A 16,396-nucleotide genomic window follows, 5' to 3' on the forward strand; every position below is an offset into this window, starting at 1 on the left:
CCGCCCGGGTCCCGTCACGAGAGGGCACCCCATGAGGCTCCAGAAGACACTCGCCGCGGTGGCGCTCGGCACGGCGTCGTTCGCCGCGGCCGGACCCGCGCTCGCGAGCGGCAGCGCCTACACGGTCGCCGTCGGTGGCAGCTCCGCCACGGCCGCCCACCCCTTCACCGCTGCGACGACGGGGGCAGTCGCGTGGAGCACGCCGACGCTGAGCTTCGGCTGCAGCGGCGCATCCGTGCCGGCCAGCCCGCCGTCGACCGTCTCGTCCGGTGCAGGTGTGACAGACGTGCTGACGGTGAACGAGGTGTCGTTCACCGGGTGCACGGTGCCGTTGGGTGCGCTGTCGGTGTCGGCGCCCACCCCGTGGCGGTTCCACGGGTCGAGCCCTTCGGCGCCCGGATCTGCCGACGTGGTGGCTGGTCACGTCGAGGGCTTCAGCGCCACGTGGTCCAACGCGGCCTGCAGGTTCACGGTGACCGGGACGGCGGACGCGTCGTTCGACGAGACGACCCAGCGCCTGGTGATCGACGAGTCCGGCCTCACCGGCGATCTGGTCGTCTCAGGCGTCGTCGGTTGTCTCAGCCAGTTCCAGAACGGTCAGCCGTTCGACGTCAAGGCTTACTTCGCGGTCTCGTCGCCGGACGGGGTCATCGACCTGAGCTGATGTGCACAGGTGCCTCGGATCCGGCCTCACCGCGACGCCGGGATGGGATGATGAGGGGGCGGGCCCGGGCAGCTGATCCTTCGTGCGTTGGAAACGGTGACCGCCCGGGTCCGCACCCCGGGACGTCGGGGCGTCAGTCCTTCAGCAGGTCGAGCGGCGCCATGTCGAGGCTCGCCGCGAGCTGCTCGACCGACGCGAGCGTCAGGTTGCGCTCGCCGCGCTCGACCGACCCGAGGAACGTGCGGTGGTAGCCCAGCCGCTCGGCCATCGCCTCCTGGCTCAGGCCCAGCGCCTGGCGCTGCTCGCGCAGTCGCCGGCCTACGATCTTCTGCAGCTCAGATGTCACCCTGCCACTGTGGGGCATGCGCTACTCATCGGTCTACACACCGATGAGTAGCGCGCGGACGCTCCTCAGCCCGCGTGGGTGAGCAGGCTCGTCAGGGCGCTGGCGACCCGGGCCGCGCTGTCGCGCGTGAGGTAGAGGTGCTGCCCGTCGCGCTCGGGCTCGCCGACCAGCACCCAGTCGTCGAGCTCGTCGCAGCGCCGCGACATCACGACGACGAGATCGGTCGTCGCCGCGTGGCTGGGGCCCGGTCCGAGGGTCGCCGGGACGTGCAGCGTGACGCTGTCGTGGTAGCGGTCGTCGGGCGGATCGTGCTCGGCGTGCACGACGACGCACCAGAGCGGGCAGGTGTCGCGCTGCCACGAGGGGCGCGAGGTCGAGTGTGCAGTCATGAGATCCCTTCGTCGCACGGTGTGCGACTTCTCATCCGACGGTAGAGACAGCCCCGGACACGACACGCGGGGTGGAGGAGGCGTTGTGGACGATGCCAGTATGGCGACTCATGAGTAGCAACGGTAGTCGCCGGGTGCGCGGCGGCAAGAACTTGTGAGGTGCATGACAAGAAACCGACGAGTTCGGCACAGATCGTCCCGAAGGTCTGGCGTCGTGACGCGTGACACACCTAGGTTCTGCGGAGGCACCCCCGTCGGGGGACGGGCGGTGCCGTGAACCACACCGTCGAAACGCGAGGGACACCATGGGTGGAAGTGTCGAGGTCACGGGCCTGACGAAGAGCTACGGCCGGCAGAACATCTGGCGCGACGTCTCGCTGACGTTCCCGCCCGGTGAGATCACCGCGCTGCTCGGTCCGTCCGGCACGGGCAAGTCGGTCTTCCTCAAGTCGATCATGGGCATCGTCGAGCCCGAGGCCGGGTCGATCCTGATTGACGGCGAGGACATGGTCGCGGCCAAGGAGTCGCAGCGCCTCGAGATGCGCAAGAAGTTCGGCGTGCTGTTCCAGGACGGCGCCCTGTTCGGGTCGATGAACGTGTACGACAACGTCGCCTTCCCGCTGCGCGAGCACACCCGCAAGGGCGAGGCCGAGATCCGCGAGATCGTCATGGAGAAGCTCGAGATGGTCGGCCTCGTCGGCCAGCACCACAAGGTGCCCGGCGAGATCTCCGGCGGCATGAAGAAGCGCGCCGGCCTGGCCCGCTCGCTCGTGACCGATCCCGAGATCATCCTGATCGACGAGCCCGACTCGGGCCTCGACCCCGTCCGCACGTCGAACCTCGCCCAGCTGCTGGTCGAGGTCAACACCGCGACCGACGCGACGATGCTCGTCGTGACGCACAACATCGAGCTGGCGCGCACGATGCCCGACAACCTGGGCATGCTCTACCGCCGCGAGCTCGTGATGTTCGGCCCGCGCGAGGAGTTCCTGCTGACCGACCACCCGGTCGTCTCGCAGTTCATGAGCGGCGACCCCGACGGCCCGATCGGCATGAGCGAGGAGACCGACCACCGCAGCAGCGACCTGTTCGACGAGCCCGTCGACTACTCGGCCGGCCCCAGCGGTACGGCCGTCATGTCGCGGCACGCCGGGGCGCGGGCCATCGAGGTGCTGCCGCGCCAGCTCGAGCCGCGCTCGGGCGCGGTCCGCGCCGGCCAGCAGCGGCACCGCGAGCGCGTCAGCTCCGGCGGCGCACGGCTGTACGTCGCCGACGACGAGGAGAAGGAGCGAGTCGCGGGCGTCCCCCTCCTGGGCATGGTCGGGCGCGGCCTGACGGTCGTCGGCGACGTGTTCGCGCTGGGCCTCGACACGGCCCGTGCCTCGGTGCGCCGGCCGTTCGCGACCCGCGAGGTGCTCGAGCAGTTCTGGTTCGTCGTCAGCGTCTCGTGGATCCCGGCGATCCTCGTCGCGATCCCGTTCGGCGCCGTCATCGCCCTGCAGCTCGGCACCCTGACGGTGCAGGTCGGTGCGCAGTCGTTCACGGGTGCGGCCAGCGTGCTGGCCGTCATCCAGCAGGCGGCTCCCATCGTCACGACGCTCGTCATCGCGGGGGCCGGGGGCGCTGCGATCTGCGCCGACCTCGGCTCGCGGCGCATCCGCGACGAGATCGACGCGATGCGCGTCATGGGCGTCTCGCCCGTGCAGCGGCTCGTCGTGCCGCGCGTGCTGGCCTGCATCGCCGCGGCGGTGCTGCTCAACGGGCTCGTCTCGGTCGTCGGCGTGCTCGGGGGCTACGTCTTCAACGTCATCGTGCAGGGCGGCACCCCCGGTGCGTACCTCGCCAGCTTCACGGCGCTCGCGCAGATCCAGGACCTCTACGTCGGCGAGCTCAAGGCCGTCGTCTTCGGCTTCATCGCCGGCGTGATCGCGTGCCACCGCGGCCTCAACACCGCGCCCGGGCCCAAGGGCGTCGGCGACTCGGTCAACCAGTCGGTCGTCGTGACGTTCCTGATGCTGTTCTTCGTCAACTTCGTGATCACCACGCTGTACCTGCAGCTGGTGCCGGGCAAGGGAGCCTGACATGACCGCACACGCGCCCCGCGAGCCCCGCTGGTTCGACCGGCCCGTCGACCGCCTGGCCGACATGGGCCAGGACATCCGCTTCCACGGCCGGGTGCTGGCCTGGATCCCCGCGACGCTGCGCCGCTACCCCAAGGACGTCCTGCGGCTGCTGTCGGAGGTCAGCTTCGGCTCCGGCGCCCTGGCCGTGATCGGCGGCACGATCGGCGTGATGCTCGGCATGACGCTGTTCGTCGGCAGCGTGGTCGGCATGCAGGGCTACGCGGCCCTCGACCAGATCGGCACGTCGACGCTCAACGGCTTCATCTCGGCCTACTTCAACACCCGCGAGATCGCGCCGCTCGTGGCGGCCCTGGCCCTGTCGGCGACCGTCGGCTCGGGCTTCACGGCCCAGCTCGGCGCGATGCGGATCAACGAAGAGGTCGACGCGCTGACGGTCATGGCCGTGCCGAGCGTGCCGTACCTCGTCACGACACGCGTCATCGCCGGCTTCATCGCGATCATCCCGCTGTACGTCGTCGGCCTGCTGACGTCGTACGCCGGCGCGCGCTTCGTGACGATCTACCTGTACGGCCAGTCGCCCGGCACGTACGACCACTACTTCAACCTGTTCCTGCCGCCGATCGACATCCTGCTGTCGTTCGTCAAGGTGCTGATCTTCTCGGTGCTGATCATCCTGATCCACTGCCGTCTGGGCTTCAAGGCCGCGGGCGGGCCCGCCGGCGTCGGCATCGCGGTCGGCACGGCCGTGCGACGCAGCATCGTGACCGTCGCGGTGCTCGACCTCCTGCTGTCGATGGCGCTGTGGGGCACCACGACCACGGTCAGGATCGCCGGATGAGCCGGCGACTCGTCGACGTGGGCCTCGGCCTGGGCTACGTCGCCCTGGCGCTGGCGCTCCTGGCCGTCGCGGTCCTCGCGTACGACCGCGCCTTCGTGTCGAGCACCGACGTCGACCTGCGCACCGGCCCCGTCGGCAACGCGCTGCAGAAGGGCTCGGACGTCAAGCTCAACGGCGTGCCGGTCGGCACGGTGGCCAAGGTGTCGTCCGACGCCGACGGAGCCGTCGTCGAGCTGGCCCTCGAGCCTGGCACGGCCGAGGAGCTGCCGCGCGACACCACGGCCCGGCTGCTGCCCAAGACGCTGTTCGGCGAGCGCTACGTCTCGCTCGTGACCCCCGCGTCGGCGACCGACACGGGGCTCTCGTCGGGCGACGTGATCCTGCAGGACACCAGCGACGAGTCCGTCGAGCTCGAGCAGGTCTTCGACGAGCTGCTGCCGGTGCTCACCGCGATCCAGCCCGAGAAGCTGTCGGCCACGCTCGGCGAGCTGTCGACGACGCTGCGGGGCCGCGGCGACCAGATCGGTGACACGCTAACGACGTTCGGCTCCTACCTCGACCAGCTCAACCCGCTGGTGCCGCAGATGACCGACGACCTCGACCGTCTCGGCCGGGTCGCCCGCGTCTACGACGCCGCGGCACCCGATCTGCTCGACGCCCTCGACACCCTGACCACGACCTCGCGCACGCTGGTCGCGCAGCAGACGACGCTCAAGGACGTCTACGCGACCGTGATCGGCTCGGCCGACTCGGCCGAGGGCTTCGTCAGCGACAACCGGCAGACGATCGAGGTCCTGGCCGACGAGAGCCGGGCCGCGCTCGAGGCCGTCGAGCCGTACGCCAAGCAGTTCCCGTGCCTGTTCAAGTCGGCCCGCGAGTACATCCCCGCGATGGACAAGGTGCTCGGCAAGGGCACCGACGAGCCCGGACTGCACGTGCGGCTCAACGTCGTCCCGAGCCGCGGCAGGTACCTCGCCGGCAAGGACGCCGTGACGTTCGCGTCGGGGCGGCAGGCACGCTGCCCCTACGTCACCGGCAAGGTCGGCACGACGCCGGCCAGGAGCACCGCCGCCGCGGCGGCAGCGGGCGAGCCCGAGACCATCGCTCCGCCGCGCACGACGATCCCCGAGCGCATCGGCGCCGGCGCCGGGCTCGGTCAGGCCAACTCGCCCGCCGAGAACCAGCTCGTCGCCGAGATCGTCGCCCCGTCGCAGGGCATCGCGCCCGACGACTATCCGTCGTGGAGCAGCCTGCTCCTCGGACCGTCGCTGCGCGGCACACAGGTGGTGCTGAGATGACCAAGCTCCTGATCAAGAGCATCACGTTCGTCGTCGTGACGGTGCTCGCCACCGTGGCGCTGGCCGCGACGATCCGCAACGACAGCGGAGGGGCGACCCGTGAGTTCCACGCGGTCTTCACCGACGCCACGAGCCTCAACCGCGGCGACGACGTGCGCATGTCGGGCGTCAAGCTCGGCACCGTCACGAAGGTCGAGGTCACCGACCGGCGTCGGGCCCTCGTCACCTTCCGGGTCTCGCGGTCGGCACCCCTGGTCGAGGGGACGGTCGCCGAGCTGCGCTTCCGCAACCTGATCGGCCAGCGGTACATCTCGCTCGATCCGCCGACCGGATCGGCACCGTCGTTGCGGGCCGGCCACACGTTCGACCTCGACCACACGCGGCCGGCGCTCGACCTCACGATGCTGTTCAACGGCTTCCAGCCGCTGCTGCAGCTGCTCGACCCCCAGGACGTCAACGCCCTGAGCGGGCAGATCGTGGCGGTGTTCCAGGGCGAGGACGCCACGGTCGACGGTCTGCTGTCGAGCACCGCGAGCCTCACGTCGACGCTGGCCCGCAAGGACGAGGTCATCGGCGAGCTCATCACGAGCCTCAGCTCGGTGCTGCAGGTCGTCAACGACCGCTCGGGCCAGCTCGACACCACGATCGTCACGCTGCAGCAGCTCGTCAGCGGTCTGGCCGACGACCGCAAGACGATCGGCAGCACGCTCGACGGCCTGGGCGACCTGACGACGTCTGTCGCCGGGCTGCTCGAGGACGGCCGCGCTCCGCTCAGGGGCTCCATCACGGCGCTCGACGGGCTCGCGGGCAACCTCGCGAAGGCCGAGCCGCAGCTCGACTCCTTCTTCGCGACGCTGCCGGTCAAGCTCGACCGCATCGGACGCACGGCGTCGTACGGCTCGTGGATCAACTTCTACGCCTGCTCGATCGAGGGCAAGATCCCCCGACCCGAGGGGTACTTCGGAGACCTGGGCGCCCAGCCCGTCGCGGAGAGGTGCCGCTGATGACCACGACGTTCCCCACCGCGTTCGCCGAGCGCAACAAGATCGCGATCGCGCTGATCGGCATGACGATCATGGCCGTCGTGTTCGCCCTGACCTTCAACGCGGCCTCGCTGCCGATCATCGGGGGCGGCAAGGTCTACACGGCCCAGTTCGCCGAGGCCGGCGGGCTCAAGGAGGGCAACGAGGTCCGCGTCGCGGGCGTCAAGGTCGGCAAGGTCGTCGACATCTCGCTCGACGGCGCCGTGGTCAGCGTGAAGTTCCGCGCGAAGATCGACGACCTCGGCGACCAGTCGACCGCCGCCGTCAAGGTCAAGACGATGCTGGGCCAGAAGTTCCTCGCGGTCGACCCGCTCGGCTCCAAGGACCTCGACGGGCCGATCCCGCTCGCGCGCACCACGACGCCGTACGACGTCAACGAGGCGTTCTCCGACCTGTCCGACACGATCGGGACGATCGACACCGACCAGCTCGAGGCCAGCTTCACGGCCCTCAGCGACGCCTTCCGCAACACCCCCGAGTCGGTGCGCACGATGGTGTCGGGGCTGACCGACCTGTCGCGGACGATTTCGAGCCGCGACGCCGAGCTGAATCAGCTGTTCGCCGCCACCAGCAAGGTCAGCGGCACGCTCAAGCAGCGCAACGCCGAGTTCGCCAAGATCATCACCGACGGCAGCTCCCTGCTCGACGAGCTCGAGCAGCGCCGCGACACGGTCTCGAAGATGCTCGACGGCACGGCACGCCTGGGCGTCCAGCTGCAGGGCCTGGTCAAGGACAACGAGAAGGCCCTGCGCCCGGCGCTGGCCAAGCTCGACGACGTCTCGCGCATCCTGCAGGACAACCAGGACAACCTCGACGCCGCGCTGAAGAAGCTGGGCCCCTACTACCGGGTGCTGTCGTCGGCGCTCGGCAACGGCACGTGGGTCGACTCCTACGTGTGCGGCCTGTTCGGCGACGACCGGCGACCGCTGCTCGAGAACGACGTCGCACGCAACTGCAAGCCGGCCAAGGGAGGCGGACGATGACCGCGACACGCAGGACGATCGGGGCGGCCGTGGTGCTGCTGGTGGTGGTCGCCGGGCTCCTGGCCTGGCGCTCGTCGCACGGCGGCGGCACGAAGGTCGACGCGCTGTTCGAGTCGACCGTCGGCCTCTACCCGGGTTCGGAGGTGCAGGTGCTGGGCGTCAAGGTCGGCACCGTCACCGACGTCGACCCCGAGGGGCCGGTCGTGCGGGTCTCGATGCAGCTCGAGCGCGGCCAGCACGTCGAGGCCGACACGGCCGCCGTGATCGTCGCGCCGACGCTCGTCAGCGACCGCTTCGTGCAGCTGACCAGGCCCGACACGGGCGGCACCCGGCTCAAGGACGGCGCCGTGATCCCGCGCGACCGCACCGCCACGCCCGTCGAGATCGACGACCTCTACACGAGCCTGACCGACGTCGCGACCCAGCTCGGCCCCGACGGCGCCAACCGCAAGGGGGCGTTGTCCGACCTGCTCGACGTCGCGGCCCGCAACCTCGCCGGCAACGGCACCGGCATCAACCGCACGATCGACGAGTTCGGCCGTGCCACCGGCACGCTCGCCTCGTCCAGCGACGACCTGTTCGCCACGATCGCGAACTTCAAGGAGTTCAACGACATGCTCGTCGCCAACGACCAGGGCGTCGCCGACGTCAACCGGCAGTTCGCGGCCGTCACCGACTACCTCGCCGACGACCGCGAGGACCTCGCCGACGCGATCACCAACCTGGGCGACGCGCTGGCGATCGTCGACGACTTCATCGGCGACAACCGGGCGAACATCAAGACCAGCGTCGACAACCTGCTCGGCCCGACCCAGGTGCTGGTCAAGCAGAAGGACTCGCTCGAGGAGTCCGTGCGGCTCGTGCCGCTCGTGCTGCAGAACTTCCTGCGCTCGTACAACGCGCAGAACAACACGCTCGACGGCCGGGCCAACCTCAACGAGACGTCGATCTGGTCCGACGGTGGCCAGACCCAGAAGTCGTCGGGCTCCGCACCGCCGCTGCTGCTGCCGACCCAGGGGGACGACCGATGAGTCGGCTCGCGGCCATCGGGGCCGGGGTCGCGGCCGCCCTGACGCTCGGCGGGTGCGGCGTGCTGTCCGGCGGGGTCTACGACACCCCGCTGCCCGGCGGGGCCGATGTCGGCTCGAACCCGCTGCACGTCACGGCCGACTTCGAGGACGTCCTCGACCTCGTGCCGCAGTCGAGCGTCAAGGTCGACAACGTCGCGGTCGGCCGCGTCCAGAAGATCACGCTCAACCCCGACGGCCGCAGCGCGCGCGTCGAGCTCGTCGTCAACCGCGACGCCGAGCTGCCGGCCGGCACGACGGCGCGTCTGCAGCAGACCTCGTTGCTGGGCGAGAAGTACGTCGGCCTCGTGCGCCCCGACACCGCCGTGGCCGGGCCCGCGATCGCCTCGGGCGACCGGCTCGGGCTGGCCGACACGTCGCAGGCCGCCCAGGTCGAGCAGGTGCTCGGATCGCTGTCGATGGTCCTCAACGGTGGCGGCATCGGCCAGTTCCAGGAGATCTCGCGCGAGCTGCAGAAGGTCTCGGCCGGCCGCACCGACGACGTCAAGAAGTCGTTGCGACAGATCGAGGCCTTCGTCTCGAGCCTCGACGACCGCAAGGAGTCGATCACGTCGGCCCTCGACGGGCTCGCGGCGCTGTCGACGACGCTCGACGCCGACCAGGCCAAGATCGCCTCGGCCCTCGAGGGCCTGAGCCCGGGCATGAAGGTGCTGGTCGACCAGCGCAAGCAGCTCGTGTCGATGCTGCGCTCGCTCGACCGGCTGTCGTCCGTCACGGTCGACACGCTCGACACCGCGCAGGACGACATCGTCGCCGACCTGCAGGCGCTCGAGCCGATCCTCCAGCAGCTCGCGAAGTCCGGCCAGGACCTGCCCGAGTCGCTGCAGATCCTGCTGACGTACCCGTTCCCCGACTCGGTGCTGGGGGCGATCAAGGGCGACTACCTCAACGTCTTCCTCGAGACCAACTTCCGCACGCTCCCGACCGGCTGCGACGCGATCGGCTGCTCGTGGCCGCAGGTCGAGGACCCCAACGCCTCGGCACCGGCGACGTCGGCCGACCGCCGCAGGCTGCCGCAGAAGGCGCCGTCGCCCTCGCTGCTGCCGCCGACCGACTCGGCCGTCCCCGGCATGCCGCGGCCCACCGTGTCGGTGCCGTCGAGCCCCGCGCCGAGCGCGCCGAGCCCGACGACGCCCGAGCCGTCGAGCCCCTCGCCGTCCCAGCCGACGGCGGCACCGTCCGCGTCGCCCACGCCGACCCGCGACGAGCCCACGGCGACCCCGACGCCGACCCCGACGCCGAAGGACGGTGGTGAGTGATGCTGACCGCAGGGATCAGGGCCAAGCTCCTGGTGTTCGTGGCCGTCGCGCTGCTCGCGACGAGCTACCTGGGTGCCCGCTACGTCGGGATCGACCTCACCCGGTCGAGCTACTCGGTGACGGTCGACCTGCCCGATGCCGCCGGGGCGTTCACGAACGGCGAGGTCACCTACCGGGGTGTCCCGGTCGGGCGCATCAGCTCGCTGACCGCGACGCCGCAGGGCGCCGAGGCGGTGCTGCGGCTCGACGGTGGCACCGACATCCCGGCCGACGTCAGCGTCAAGGTCGCCGACCGGTCGGCGATCGGCGAGCAGTACATCGACCTGCGCAGCGACTCGACGGGCGGGCCGACCCTGAAGGGTGGCGACCGCCTGACCGCCGGCGGCGACTCGTCCCCGCCCCCGGTCGAGGACGTGCTGCGCAGCGCCCGCGACTTCGCCGGCTCGGTCGACACCGACTCGCTGACGACCGTCATCGACGAGACCTACGACGCGACGCAGGGCGCCGGGCAGAACCTCTCGCGCCTGCTCGACACGTCGCAGACGTTCATCGAGGCGGCCGACACCAACTTCCTGGTGACGTCGCAGCTGATCCAGAACTCCGGCCGGGTGCTGGCGACGCAGGAGGCCGCCGCCGGCAGCATCCGCGGCTTCAGCCAGGACCTGCGGACGATCGCGTCGACCCTCGAGAGCTCCGACGGCGACCTGCGGGCGCTGATCGAGAGCACGCCCGCGGCGGCCCGCGAGATCGACAAGCTCTTCACGCAGGTCGGCACGCCGCTGGGCCTGCTGATGAGCAACCTCGTCTCGACGGCCCAGGTCTTCGGCACGAACGCCGACGGGGTCGAGGACGCCCTCATCACGATCCCGACCGCGTTCAGCATCGGCTGGGCCGTCAACGGGTCGCGCGGGCTCAACCTGGGTCTCGCGCAGGCGTACTTCGACCCGCTGCCGTGCACCAGCGGCTACGGCGACACGCAGGTGCGGCCGGGCCTCGACACCGGTGAGGGGCGCCCGTTCAACACGCGGGCGGGCTGCACCACGGCACCGTCGTCGGGCGGCGAGGTCCGCGGGCCGAGAAGCGTCCCGAAGAAGCCGGGCGCCACGGCGGCCGTGGGCGACAATGGCTCGCGCGGCACGACGGCGGCGGCACCGAGGGTCGGCGTCGCCGACTCGCTGAGCGATCTCATGGGGGGAGCACGATGACGAGCCAGGTGGACACGCCGGTCGACCAGACCGACGCAGACGACGTCGACGGCCACGAGCAGCACGCGTCCGGACCGGCGGCAGCCCGGACGGGGCGAGGCCGGGCGCGATGGGCGCTGGTGCTGGCGGCCGCCCTCGTCGCGGCGTCCGGCGTGTTCATGTGGTGGCACGCCGATCGCGATCCCGACCGTGCGGCCGCCCAGACGCGCGACACCGTGCTGATCGAGGCGCGGCAGGCGATCGAGACCATGAACACGCTCGACTACCGCTCGGTCGACGCCGGGGTGAAGGCGTGGTCGCAGGTCACGACCGGCACGTTGAAGGACCAGCTCACCGGCGTCAGCGCCGACGACCGCAAGCTGCTGGCCGACCAGAAGAAGATCTCGACCGGGCGCGTGGCCGACGCCGCGGTGATCGACGCCGACGCCGACACCGCGACCGTCATCGCCGCCGTCGAGGTGACGGTCGAGGACGCCGCGGCGCCCGACAGCGAGCCGACCGTCAAGCGCAACCGCTTCTCGGCCGAGCTGGTCAAGATCGGCGGGCGCTGGAAGCTCGAGTCGCTGCAGCAGGTGGCGGTGAGCCTGTCATGACGACCGTCCGACGCATCCTCCCGCTGGCCCTGGCCACGATCCTGCTGGCCGTCGGCCTGGTCGCCTGGTGGACGTGGTTCGACCTGCGGGGCGACGACGCGTCCGCCAACGCCGCCGTCATCGACGCCCGGCAGACCGCCCAGGTGCAGTCGAGCGTCTCGCAGGCGCTCGGCCGCATCCTGACGTACGACTACCAGGACCCCGCGACGACCGAGGCGGCTGCCGACGCGGTGCTGGCCGGCAAGGCCCGCACCGAGTACGACACGCTGTTCGCGTCGCTGCAGCAGCGGGCACCGGGGCAGCAGCTCACGCTGACCGCGCAGGTGCAGGCGATCGGCGTCAAGGAGCTGCGCGACGGCCGGGCGACGCTGCTGGTCTTCCTCGACCAGTCGAGCCGGCGCGCGGCCGACCAGGAGTCGAGCGTCTCGGCGGCGCAGCTCGCGGTGACGGCGCAGAAGAAGGGTGGCACCTGGAAGATCACGGGCCTCACGCCCCTGTGATCTTTCATGGAGACGCCGTGTCCGTGAAAACGCCCCGCGGAGGCGGCGCCGTCGCTACGGTGTGGGTCCATCCCTGAGTCAGGAGCTCCCATGTCCGCGTCCGCACCCCCGCCGTACGGCACCCCGAACCGTCCGTACGCGAGCTGGATCGCCCGCGTCGGTGCGCTGATCATCGACAGCCTGCCCACCGGCATCGTGTTCACGGTGCTCGCCGCCGCGTTCGGCGAGAGCCAGACGAGCGAGAACGGCTTCGCCTTCCAGCTCAGCGGGCTGCCGTTCCTGGTGTACGTCGTCTTCGCGATCGGCTGGTTCGTCTTCAACTGGGTCATCCGGCAGGGCTCGACGGGCCAGACGATCGGCAAGAAGATCGTCGGCATCACGGTGCTCGGCGAGTCGACCCACCAGCCGATCGGCGGCGGCCTGACCTTCGCCCGCCAGCTCGTGCACGTCCTCGACGGGCTGCCCTGCGGCCTGGGCTACCTGTGGCCGCTGTGGGACCGCGAGAACCGGACGTTCGCCGACATGATCATGAGCACCCGGGTGTTCAAGGCCTGACGCACCGTCGCGGTACCGTGACGGCGGCGCCGCAGGTCGGGGCGCCCCGACCCAGGAGGGGCACCGTGGCGCCAGAGAAGGCCGATGCCGGCAACCCGCGGCACGTCGCCGTCCCGTTCGCCGGGATCGTGCAGGCCGTCGTCGCCGAGGGCGACGTGGTCGAGGCGGGCCAGACGGTCGCGACGATCGAAACCATGAAGATGGAGGCGGCGATCACGGCGGCCACCGCCGGGACGGTGGTGCGCCTGGTCGTCGCCGACCCGCGGGCGGCCGAGGGCGGCGATCTCCTGCTCGTCCTCGGCTGAGGCGTTCTGCCGAAGTTCACAGGTTTCGGACACCTGCTCGACACGCACCCGTGCCACACTCAAGGGGCACCGCCTCGCCGTGGCCGATCCGGTCCTTCGAGGTACCAGCCTTGAGGGGGCGGCCGATGACGACCGAGCTGAGTTCCACCAGGACTGGGGCGTCCGACTACGTCAGCCAGTTCACCGACCTGATGCGGGCCGTCAAGGACGAGGGGCTCCTCGAGCGCCGGCACGGCTACTACTGGGCGCAGATCGGCGTGCACGTCGCTGCCTTCTTCGGCATCTGGGCCGCGTTCTTCGTCCTCGGCAACTCGTGGTGGCAGCTCGCGCTCGCCGCGGCGCTCGGCGTGATCGTGACGCAGTTCGGCTTCCTCGGCCACGACGCGGCGCACCGGCAGATGTTCGCCTCGGCGTCGTGGAACTCGTGGACGGCGCGCATCCTCGCCGGCGGCTTCGCGGGCCTGAGCTTCGCGTGGTGGCGCGCCAAGCACAATATGCACCACAAGGGCCCCAACCTCGAGGGCTACGACCCCGACATCGGTCCCGGCGCGATCGCGTTCACGCCCGGCATCGTCGCGCAGCGCACGACCGGCTTCGCGGGATGGTTCGTCAAGCGGCAGGGCTGGCTGTTCTTCCCGCTGCTGACGCTCGAGGGTCTCAACCTGCACGCCGAGAGCATCCGGGCGGCGCGCGACAAGACGTCCAACCAGCCGTGGCGCCGCACCGAGCTGTGGCTCGTCGTGACCCGGCTCGCGGTCTACGTCGCGATCCTGCTGACGTTCCTGCCGCTAGGCAAGGCCGTCGCGTTCTTCGCGGTGCAGATGGCGGTGTTCGGCTTCTGCCTCGGTGCGTCGTTCGCGCCGGCGCACAAGGGCATGCCGATCATCCCGCCCGAGATGAAGCTCGACTTCCTGCGCCGCCAGGTCATGGTGTCGCGCAACGTCCGCGGCAACCCGGTCGTCGACTGGGCCATGGGTGGGCTCAACTACCAGATCGAGCACCACCTGTTCCCGAGCATGCCGCGCTGCAACCTGCGCAAGGCGCAGCCGCTCGTGAAGGCGCACTGCGAGTCGATCGGCGTCGACTACATGGAGGTCGGGCTGTTCCGGTCGTACGCGATCGTCGTCGACTACCTGAACAACGTCGGCCTGCGGGCGCGCGATCCCTTCGACTGCCCCCTGGCCGCTCAGCTGCGTGGTTGAGGGCGGGCGTCCCGGGGCGTACCGCCGCTGGCTCGACAACGCGGTGCGGCGGGGCGTCGAGCCCGAGACGGTCGGCGACGTCGTCCGCCGGCACGGCATCCTGCCCGACGACGTCGGGCTGCTCGACAGGTTCGAGGAACTCGTCGACCCCGACGGCAAGTCGTTCCACCTGCTGCCCGACGACATCGGTGCCGACGACGCCCGCAGAGCCGTTCTGATGACGTACGTCGTCAACGCGGGTACCGGGTACGGCACGTCGGGCACCGATCTCGACTTCGACGAGACGCCCTACTCGGCCGCCGAGGTGGGGCGCATCGCCGAGCGGCAGCGCGCCAACGACTGGACGTACCGCTGGGGAGTGTCGGTGGTGCACTCCCGCGGTGGTCGGCTGGTGACGACGCCCAACGGGATGCTGATGGGTCTGGGCGGCGACCGTCTGCTCGACGTCCTCAGCCAGCGCGGCGGCACGACGTACGGCGACCTGTTACTGCTGAACATCGCGCGGGTCGACGCGCCGGCCGAGCTGCGCGCCCTGGTGTGGTCGGGGCGCTCACGCCACCAGGCCGCGGACGGCTCGACCCGGGCGGGACGCCTCGACCTCGACCGTCTGCTGCACCACGAGGAGCGGCACGCGCGGCAGTGGGCCGACAAGGGTCCGGCCGGCTTCGTCGCGTCCTACCTGTGGGAGCGGCTGGTGCGCCGAAACGACACCGAGGAGGACGCCGGACTGCGCGACGGCGGCTACCGCTGAGCGCTCAGCCGCGCCGTTTCGCGAAGGCGTCGCGGCCGTTGCGGCGCACCAGCGACGCCGCGGCGGCGAGCTTGGTGCGCGAGACGTCCGGCTGCAGGCCGGCGCCCATGCGGTGCAGCTGGTCCTCGTGCCAGCCGAGGTCGATCGCGCTGTTGACGGCCTTGACGTCCGTGACCCGGCTGAGCAGGCCGGTGGTGCTGAAGCCGATGCGGTGCGACGCGATGCGCGCGTCGGCGCCGGCGAGGATGACGTTGGCGGCGTCCGGGGTCGTGCAGGTCGGGCGGCCGAGGCCGATGACGTCGCAGTCGCCCGACGACAGCGCCGACTCCATCGCGGTGCGCGAGCGGAACCCGCCGGTGACGGCCAGCGGCACGTCGCCGGCGACCTCGCGGACGGCGCGGGCGTACTCGAGGAAGTAGGCCTCGCGCTCGACGGTGCTGGCGGCCGCGCCGAACATCGCTGTCGACTCGTAGCTGCCGCCGCTGACCTCGATGAGGTCGAGGCCCTCGGTCGACAGCGCCGCGACGACGTCCTTGGACTGCTCCTCGGTGAAGCCGCCGCGCTGGAAGTCGGCCGAGTTGAGCTTGATGCCGACCGCGAAGCCGGGGGAGACGCGCGAGCGGACACGGCGCACGACCTCGACCGCGAACCGCATGCGTCGTTCGGGGTCGCCGCCCCACTCGTCGGTGCGCTGGTTCGACAGCGGCGACAGGAACTGGGCGACGAGGTAGCCGTGGGCGGCGTGCACCTGCACGCCGTCGAAGCCGGCCTTCTCGGCGATCGCGGCCGTCGTCGCGAAGCGCTCGATGACGTCCTCGATCTCGGCGCCCGTCAGCTCGCGGGGCGTGCTGGCGCCGGGGATCTTGACGGCGATGGGGCTGGGGGCGACGGGGGTGCTGCGCAGGGCCATGGGGTTGGCCTGGCGGCCGGGGTGGTTGAGCTGCATCCAGAGCGGGACGCCGTGCGCGCGGGTCGCCGACGCCCAGCGCGTCAGCTGGGGGAGGTGGCGCTCGTCCTCGGCGACGACGTTGCCGGGCTCGCCGATCTGTCGACCGTCCACCATGACGTTGCCGGTGACGAGCAGGCCGTAGCCGCCCGTCGCCCACGTGGCGTAGAGACGCTCGAGCCGGTGGTCGGGTGCGCCGTGGCGATCGGCGAGCACCTCGCTCAGCGCCGACTTCATGAGCCGGTTCGGCAGCACCTGCCCGCACGGGAGAGTGAGTGGTGCGGACAGATCGCTGACAGTCATACTGTCAGTATCGTGGATGGGCAGGTGCTTGTCAGTCAGACGGG

Annotated in this window: 18 protein-coding genes and 1 pseudogene; 16 read left to right on the plus strand and 3 right to left on the minus strand. The window is 70.8% G+C overall.

Annotation, left to right across the window (positions count from 1 at the left end):
• Positions 1 to 31: 31 nt before the first annotated feature.
• Positions 32 to 664, plus strand: a complete 633-nt coding sequence (locus tag IFT73_RS17365) for a hypothetical protein (RefSeq protein ID WP_192168707.1) — start codon at positions 32 to 34, stop codon at positions 662 to 664.
• A gap of 133 nt (positions 665 to 797) precedes the next feature.
• On the opposite strand, the gene IFT73_RS19360 is transcribed toward IFT73_RS17365, so the two are convergent.
• Together IFT73_RS19360 and IFT73_RS17375 are read right to left on the minus strand one after the other, a co-directional pair.
• Positions 798 to 1,010: a helix-turn-helix domain-containing protein gene (locus IFT73_RS19360; protein ID WP_235501749.1), complete on the minus strand. Its 213-nt coding sequence runs from the start codon at positions 1,008 to 1,010 to the stop codon at positions 798 to 800.
• A 65-nt stretch (positions 1,011 to 1,075) separates the two neighbouring features.
• Complete coding sequence (locus IFT73_RS17375; RefSeq protein WP_192168708.1) at positions 1,076 to 1,399, minus strand: hypothetical protein; 324 nt, start codon at positions 1,397 to 1,399, stop codon at positions 1,076 to 1,078.
• Positions 1,400 to 1,704: 305 nt separating this feature from the next.
• Here IFT73_RS17375 and IFT73_RS18695 point away from each other — a divergent pair.
• The 15 genes and pseudogenes from IFT73_RS18695 to IFT73_RS17445 form a co-directional block, all read left to right on the plus strand.
• Positions 1,705 to 2,301, plus strand: a pseudogene (locus tag IFT73_RS18695) (ABC transporter ATP-binding protein); the annotation flags it as partial.
• A 414-nt stretch (positions 2,302 to 2,715) separates the two neighbouring features.
• Positions 2,716 to 3,480: an ABC transporter permease gene (locus tag IFT73_RS18700; protein WP_056609844.1), complete on the plus strand. Its 765-nt coding sequence runs from the start codon at positions 2,716 to 2,718 to the stop codon at positions 3,478 to 3,480.
• Position 3,481: 1 nt separating this feature from the next.
• On the plus strand, positions 3,482 to 4,321 hold the full coding sequence (locus tag IFT73_RS17385) for an ABC transporter permease (protein WP_056604956.1): 840 nt from the start codon (positions 3,482 to 3,484) through the stop codon (positions 4,319 to 4,321).
• Complete coding sequence (locus IFT73_RS17390) at positions 4,318 to 5,619, plus strand: MCE family protein (RefSeq protein WP_192168710.1); 1,302 nt, start codon at positions 4,318 to 4,320, stop codon at positions 5,617 to 5,619. The genes IFT73_RS17385 and IFT73_RS17390 overlap by 4 nt, the downstream gene beginning before the upstream one ends.
• A complete protein-coding gene (locus IFT73_RS17395; protein ID WP_192168711.1) occupies positions 5,616 to 6,623 on the plus strand; it encodes an MCE family protein in 1,008 nt (335 codons plus the stop codon). The genes IFT73_RS17390 and IFT73_RS17395 overlap by 4 nt, the downstream gene beginning before the upstream one ends.
• Positions 6,623 to 7,645 carry an MCE family protein gene (locus IFT73_RS17400; RefSeq protein WP_192168712.1) on the plus strand — a complete coding sequence of 341 codons (1,023 nt, stop codon included), beginning with the start codon at positions 6,623 to 6,625 and terminating at the stop codon, positions 7,643 to 7,645. The genes IFT73_RS17395 and IFT73_RS17400 overlap by 1 nt, the downstream gene beginning before the upstream one ends.
• On the plus strand, positions 7,642 to 8,676 hold the full coding sequence (locus IFT73_RS17405) for an MCE family protein (protein ID WP_192168713.1): 1,035 nt from the start codon (positions 7,642 to 7,644) through the stop codon (positions 8,674 to 8,676). Before IFT73_RS17400 ends, IFT73_RS17405 begins: the two co-directional genes overlap by 4 nt.
• On the plus strand, positions 8,673 to 9,992 hold the full coding sequence (locus tag IFT73_RS17410) for an MCE family protein (protein WP_192168714.1): 1,320 nt from the start codon (positions 8,673 to 8,675) through the stop codon (positions 9,990 to 9,992). Before IFT73_RS17405 ends, IFT73_RS17410 begins: the two co-directional genes overlap by 4 nt.
• On the plus strand, positions 9,992 to 11,197 hold the full coding sequence (locus tag IFT73_RS17415) for an MlaD family protein (RefSeq protein ID WP_192168715.1): 1,206 nt from the start codon (positions 9,992 to 9,994) through the stop codon (positions 11,195 to 11,197). The genes IFT73_RS17410 and IFT73_RS17415 overlap by 1 nt, the downstream gene beginning before the upstream one ends.
• The gene (locus IFT73_RS17420; RefSeq protein ID WP_192168716.1) at positions 11,194 to 11,790 is read left to right on the plus strand and encodes a hypothetical protein; all 597 of its coding nucleotides are present in this window, start codon (positions 11,194 to 11,196) and stop codon (positions 11,788 to 11,790) included. The genes IFT73_RS17415 and IFT73_RS17420 overlap by 4 nt, the downstream gene beginning before the upstream one ends.
• A complete protein-coding gene (locus tag IFT73_RS17425) occupies positions 11,787 to 12,290 on the plus strand; it encodes a hypothetical protein (RefSeq protein WP_192168717.1) in 504 nt (167 codons plus the stop codon). Before IFT73_RS17420 ends, IFT73_RS17425 begins: the two co-directional genes overlap by 4 nt.
• A gap of 90 nt (positions 12,291 to 12,380) precedes the next feature.
• Positions 12,381 to 12,845, plus strand: a complete 465-nt coding sequence (locus tag IFT73_RS17430) for an RDD family protein (protein WP_056604980.1) — start codon at positions 12,381 to 12,383, stop codon at positions 12,843 to 12,845.
• Positions 12,846 to 12,910: 65 nt separating this feature from the next.
• On the plus strand, positions 12,911 to 13,150 hold the full coding sequence (locus IFT73_RS17435; RefSeq protein WP_056604982.1) for a biotin/lipoyl-containing protein: 240 nt from the start codon (positions 12,911 to 12,913) through the stop codon (positions 13,148 to 13,150).
• Positions 13,151 to 13,275: 125 nt separating this feature from the next.
• Entirely contained in the window at positions 13,276 to 14,352 is a 1,077-nt protein-coding gene (locus IFT73_RS17440) for an acyl-CoA desaturase (protein ID WP_056604984.1), read from the plus strand.
• Positions 14,345 to 15,103, plus strand: coding sequence for a hypothetical protein (locus tag IFT73_RS17445; protein WP_192168718.1), 759 nt, complete (start codon positions 14,345 to 14,347; stop codon positions 15,101 to 15,103). The genes IFT73_RS17440 and IFT73_RS17445 overlap by 8 nt, the downstream gene beginning before the upstream one ends.
• A 4-nt stretch (positions 15,104 to 15,107) precedes the next feature.
• On the opposite strand, the gene IFT73_RS17450 is transcribed toward IFT73_RS17445, so the two are convergent.
• The gene (locus tag IFT73_RS17450; RefSeq protein WP_192168719.1) at positions 15,108 to 16,352 is read right to left on the minus strand and encodes an NADH:flavin oxidoreductase/NADH oxidase family protein; all 1,245 of its coding nucleotides are present in this window, start codon (positions 16,350 to 16,352) and stop codon (positions 15,108 to 15,110) included.
• Positions 16,353 to 16,396 lie beyond the last annotated feature (44 nt).

The organism is Aeromicrobium sp. CFBP 8757, from assembly GCF_014841755.1.
Taxonomy (GTDB): domain Bacteria; phylum Actinomycetota; class Actinomycetes; order Propionibacteriales; family Nocardioidaceae; genus Aeromicrobium.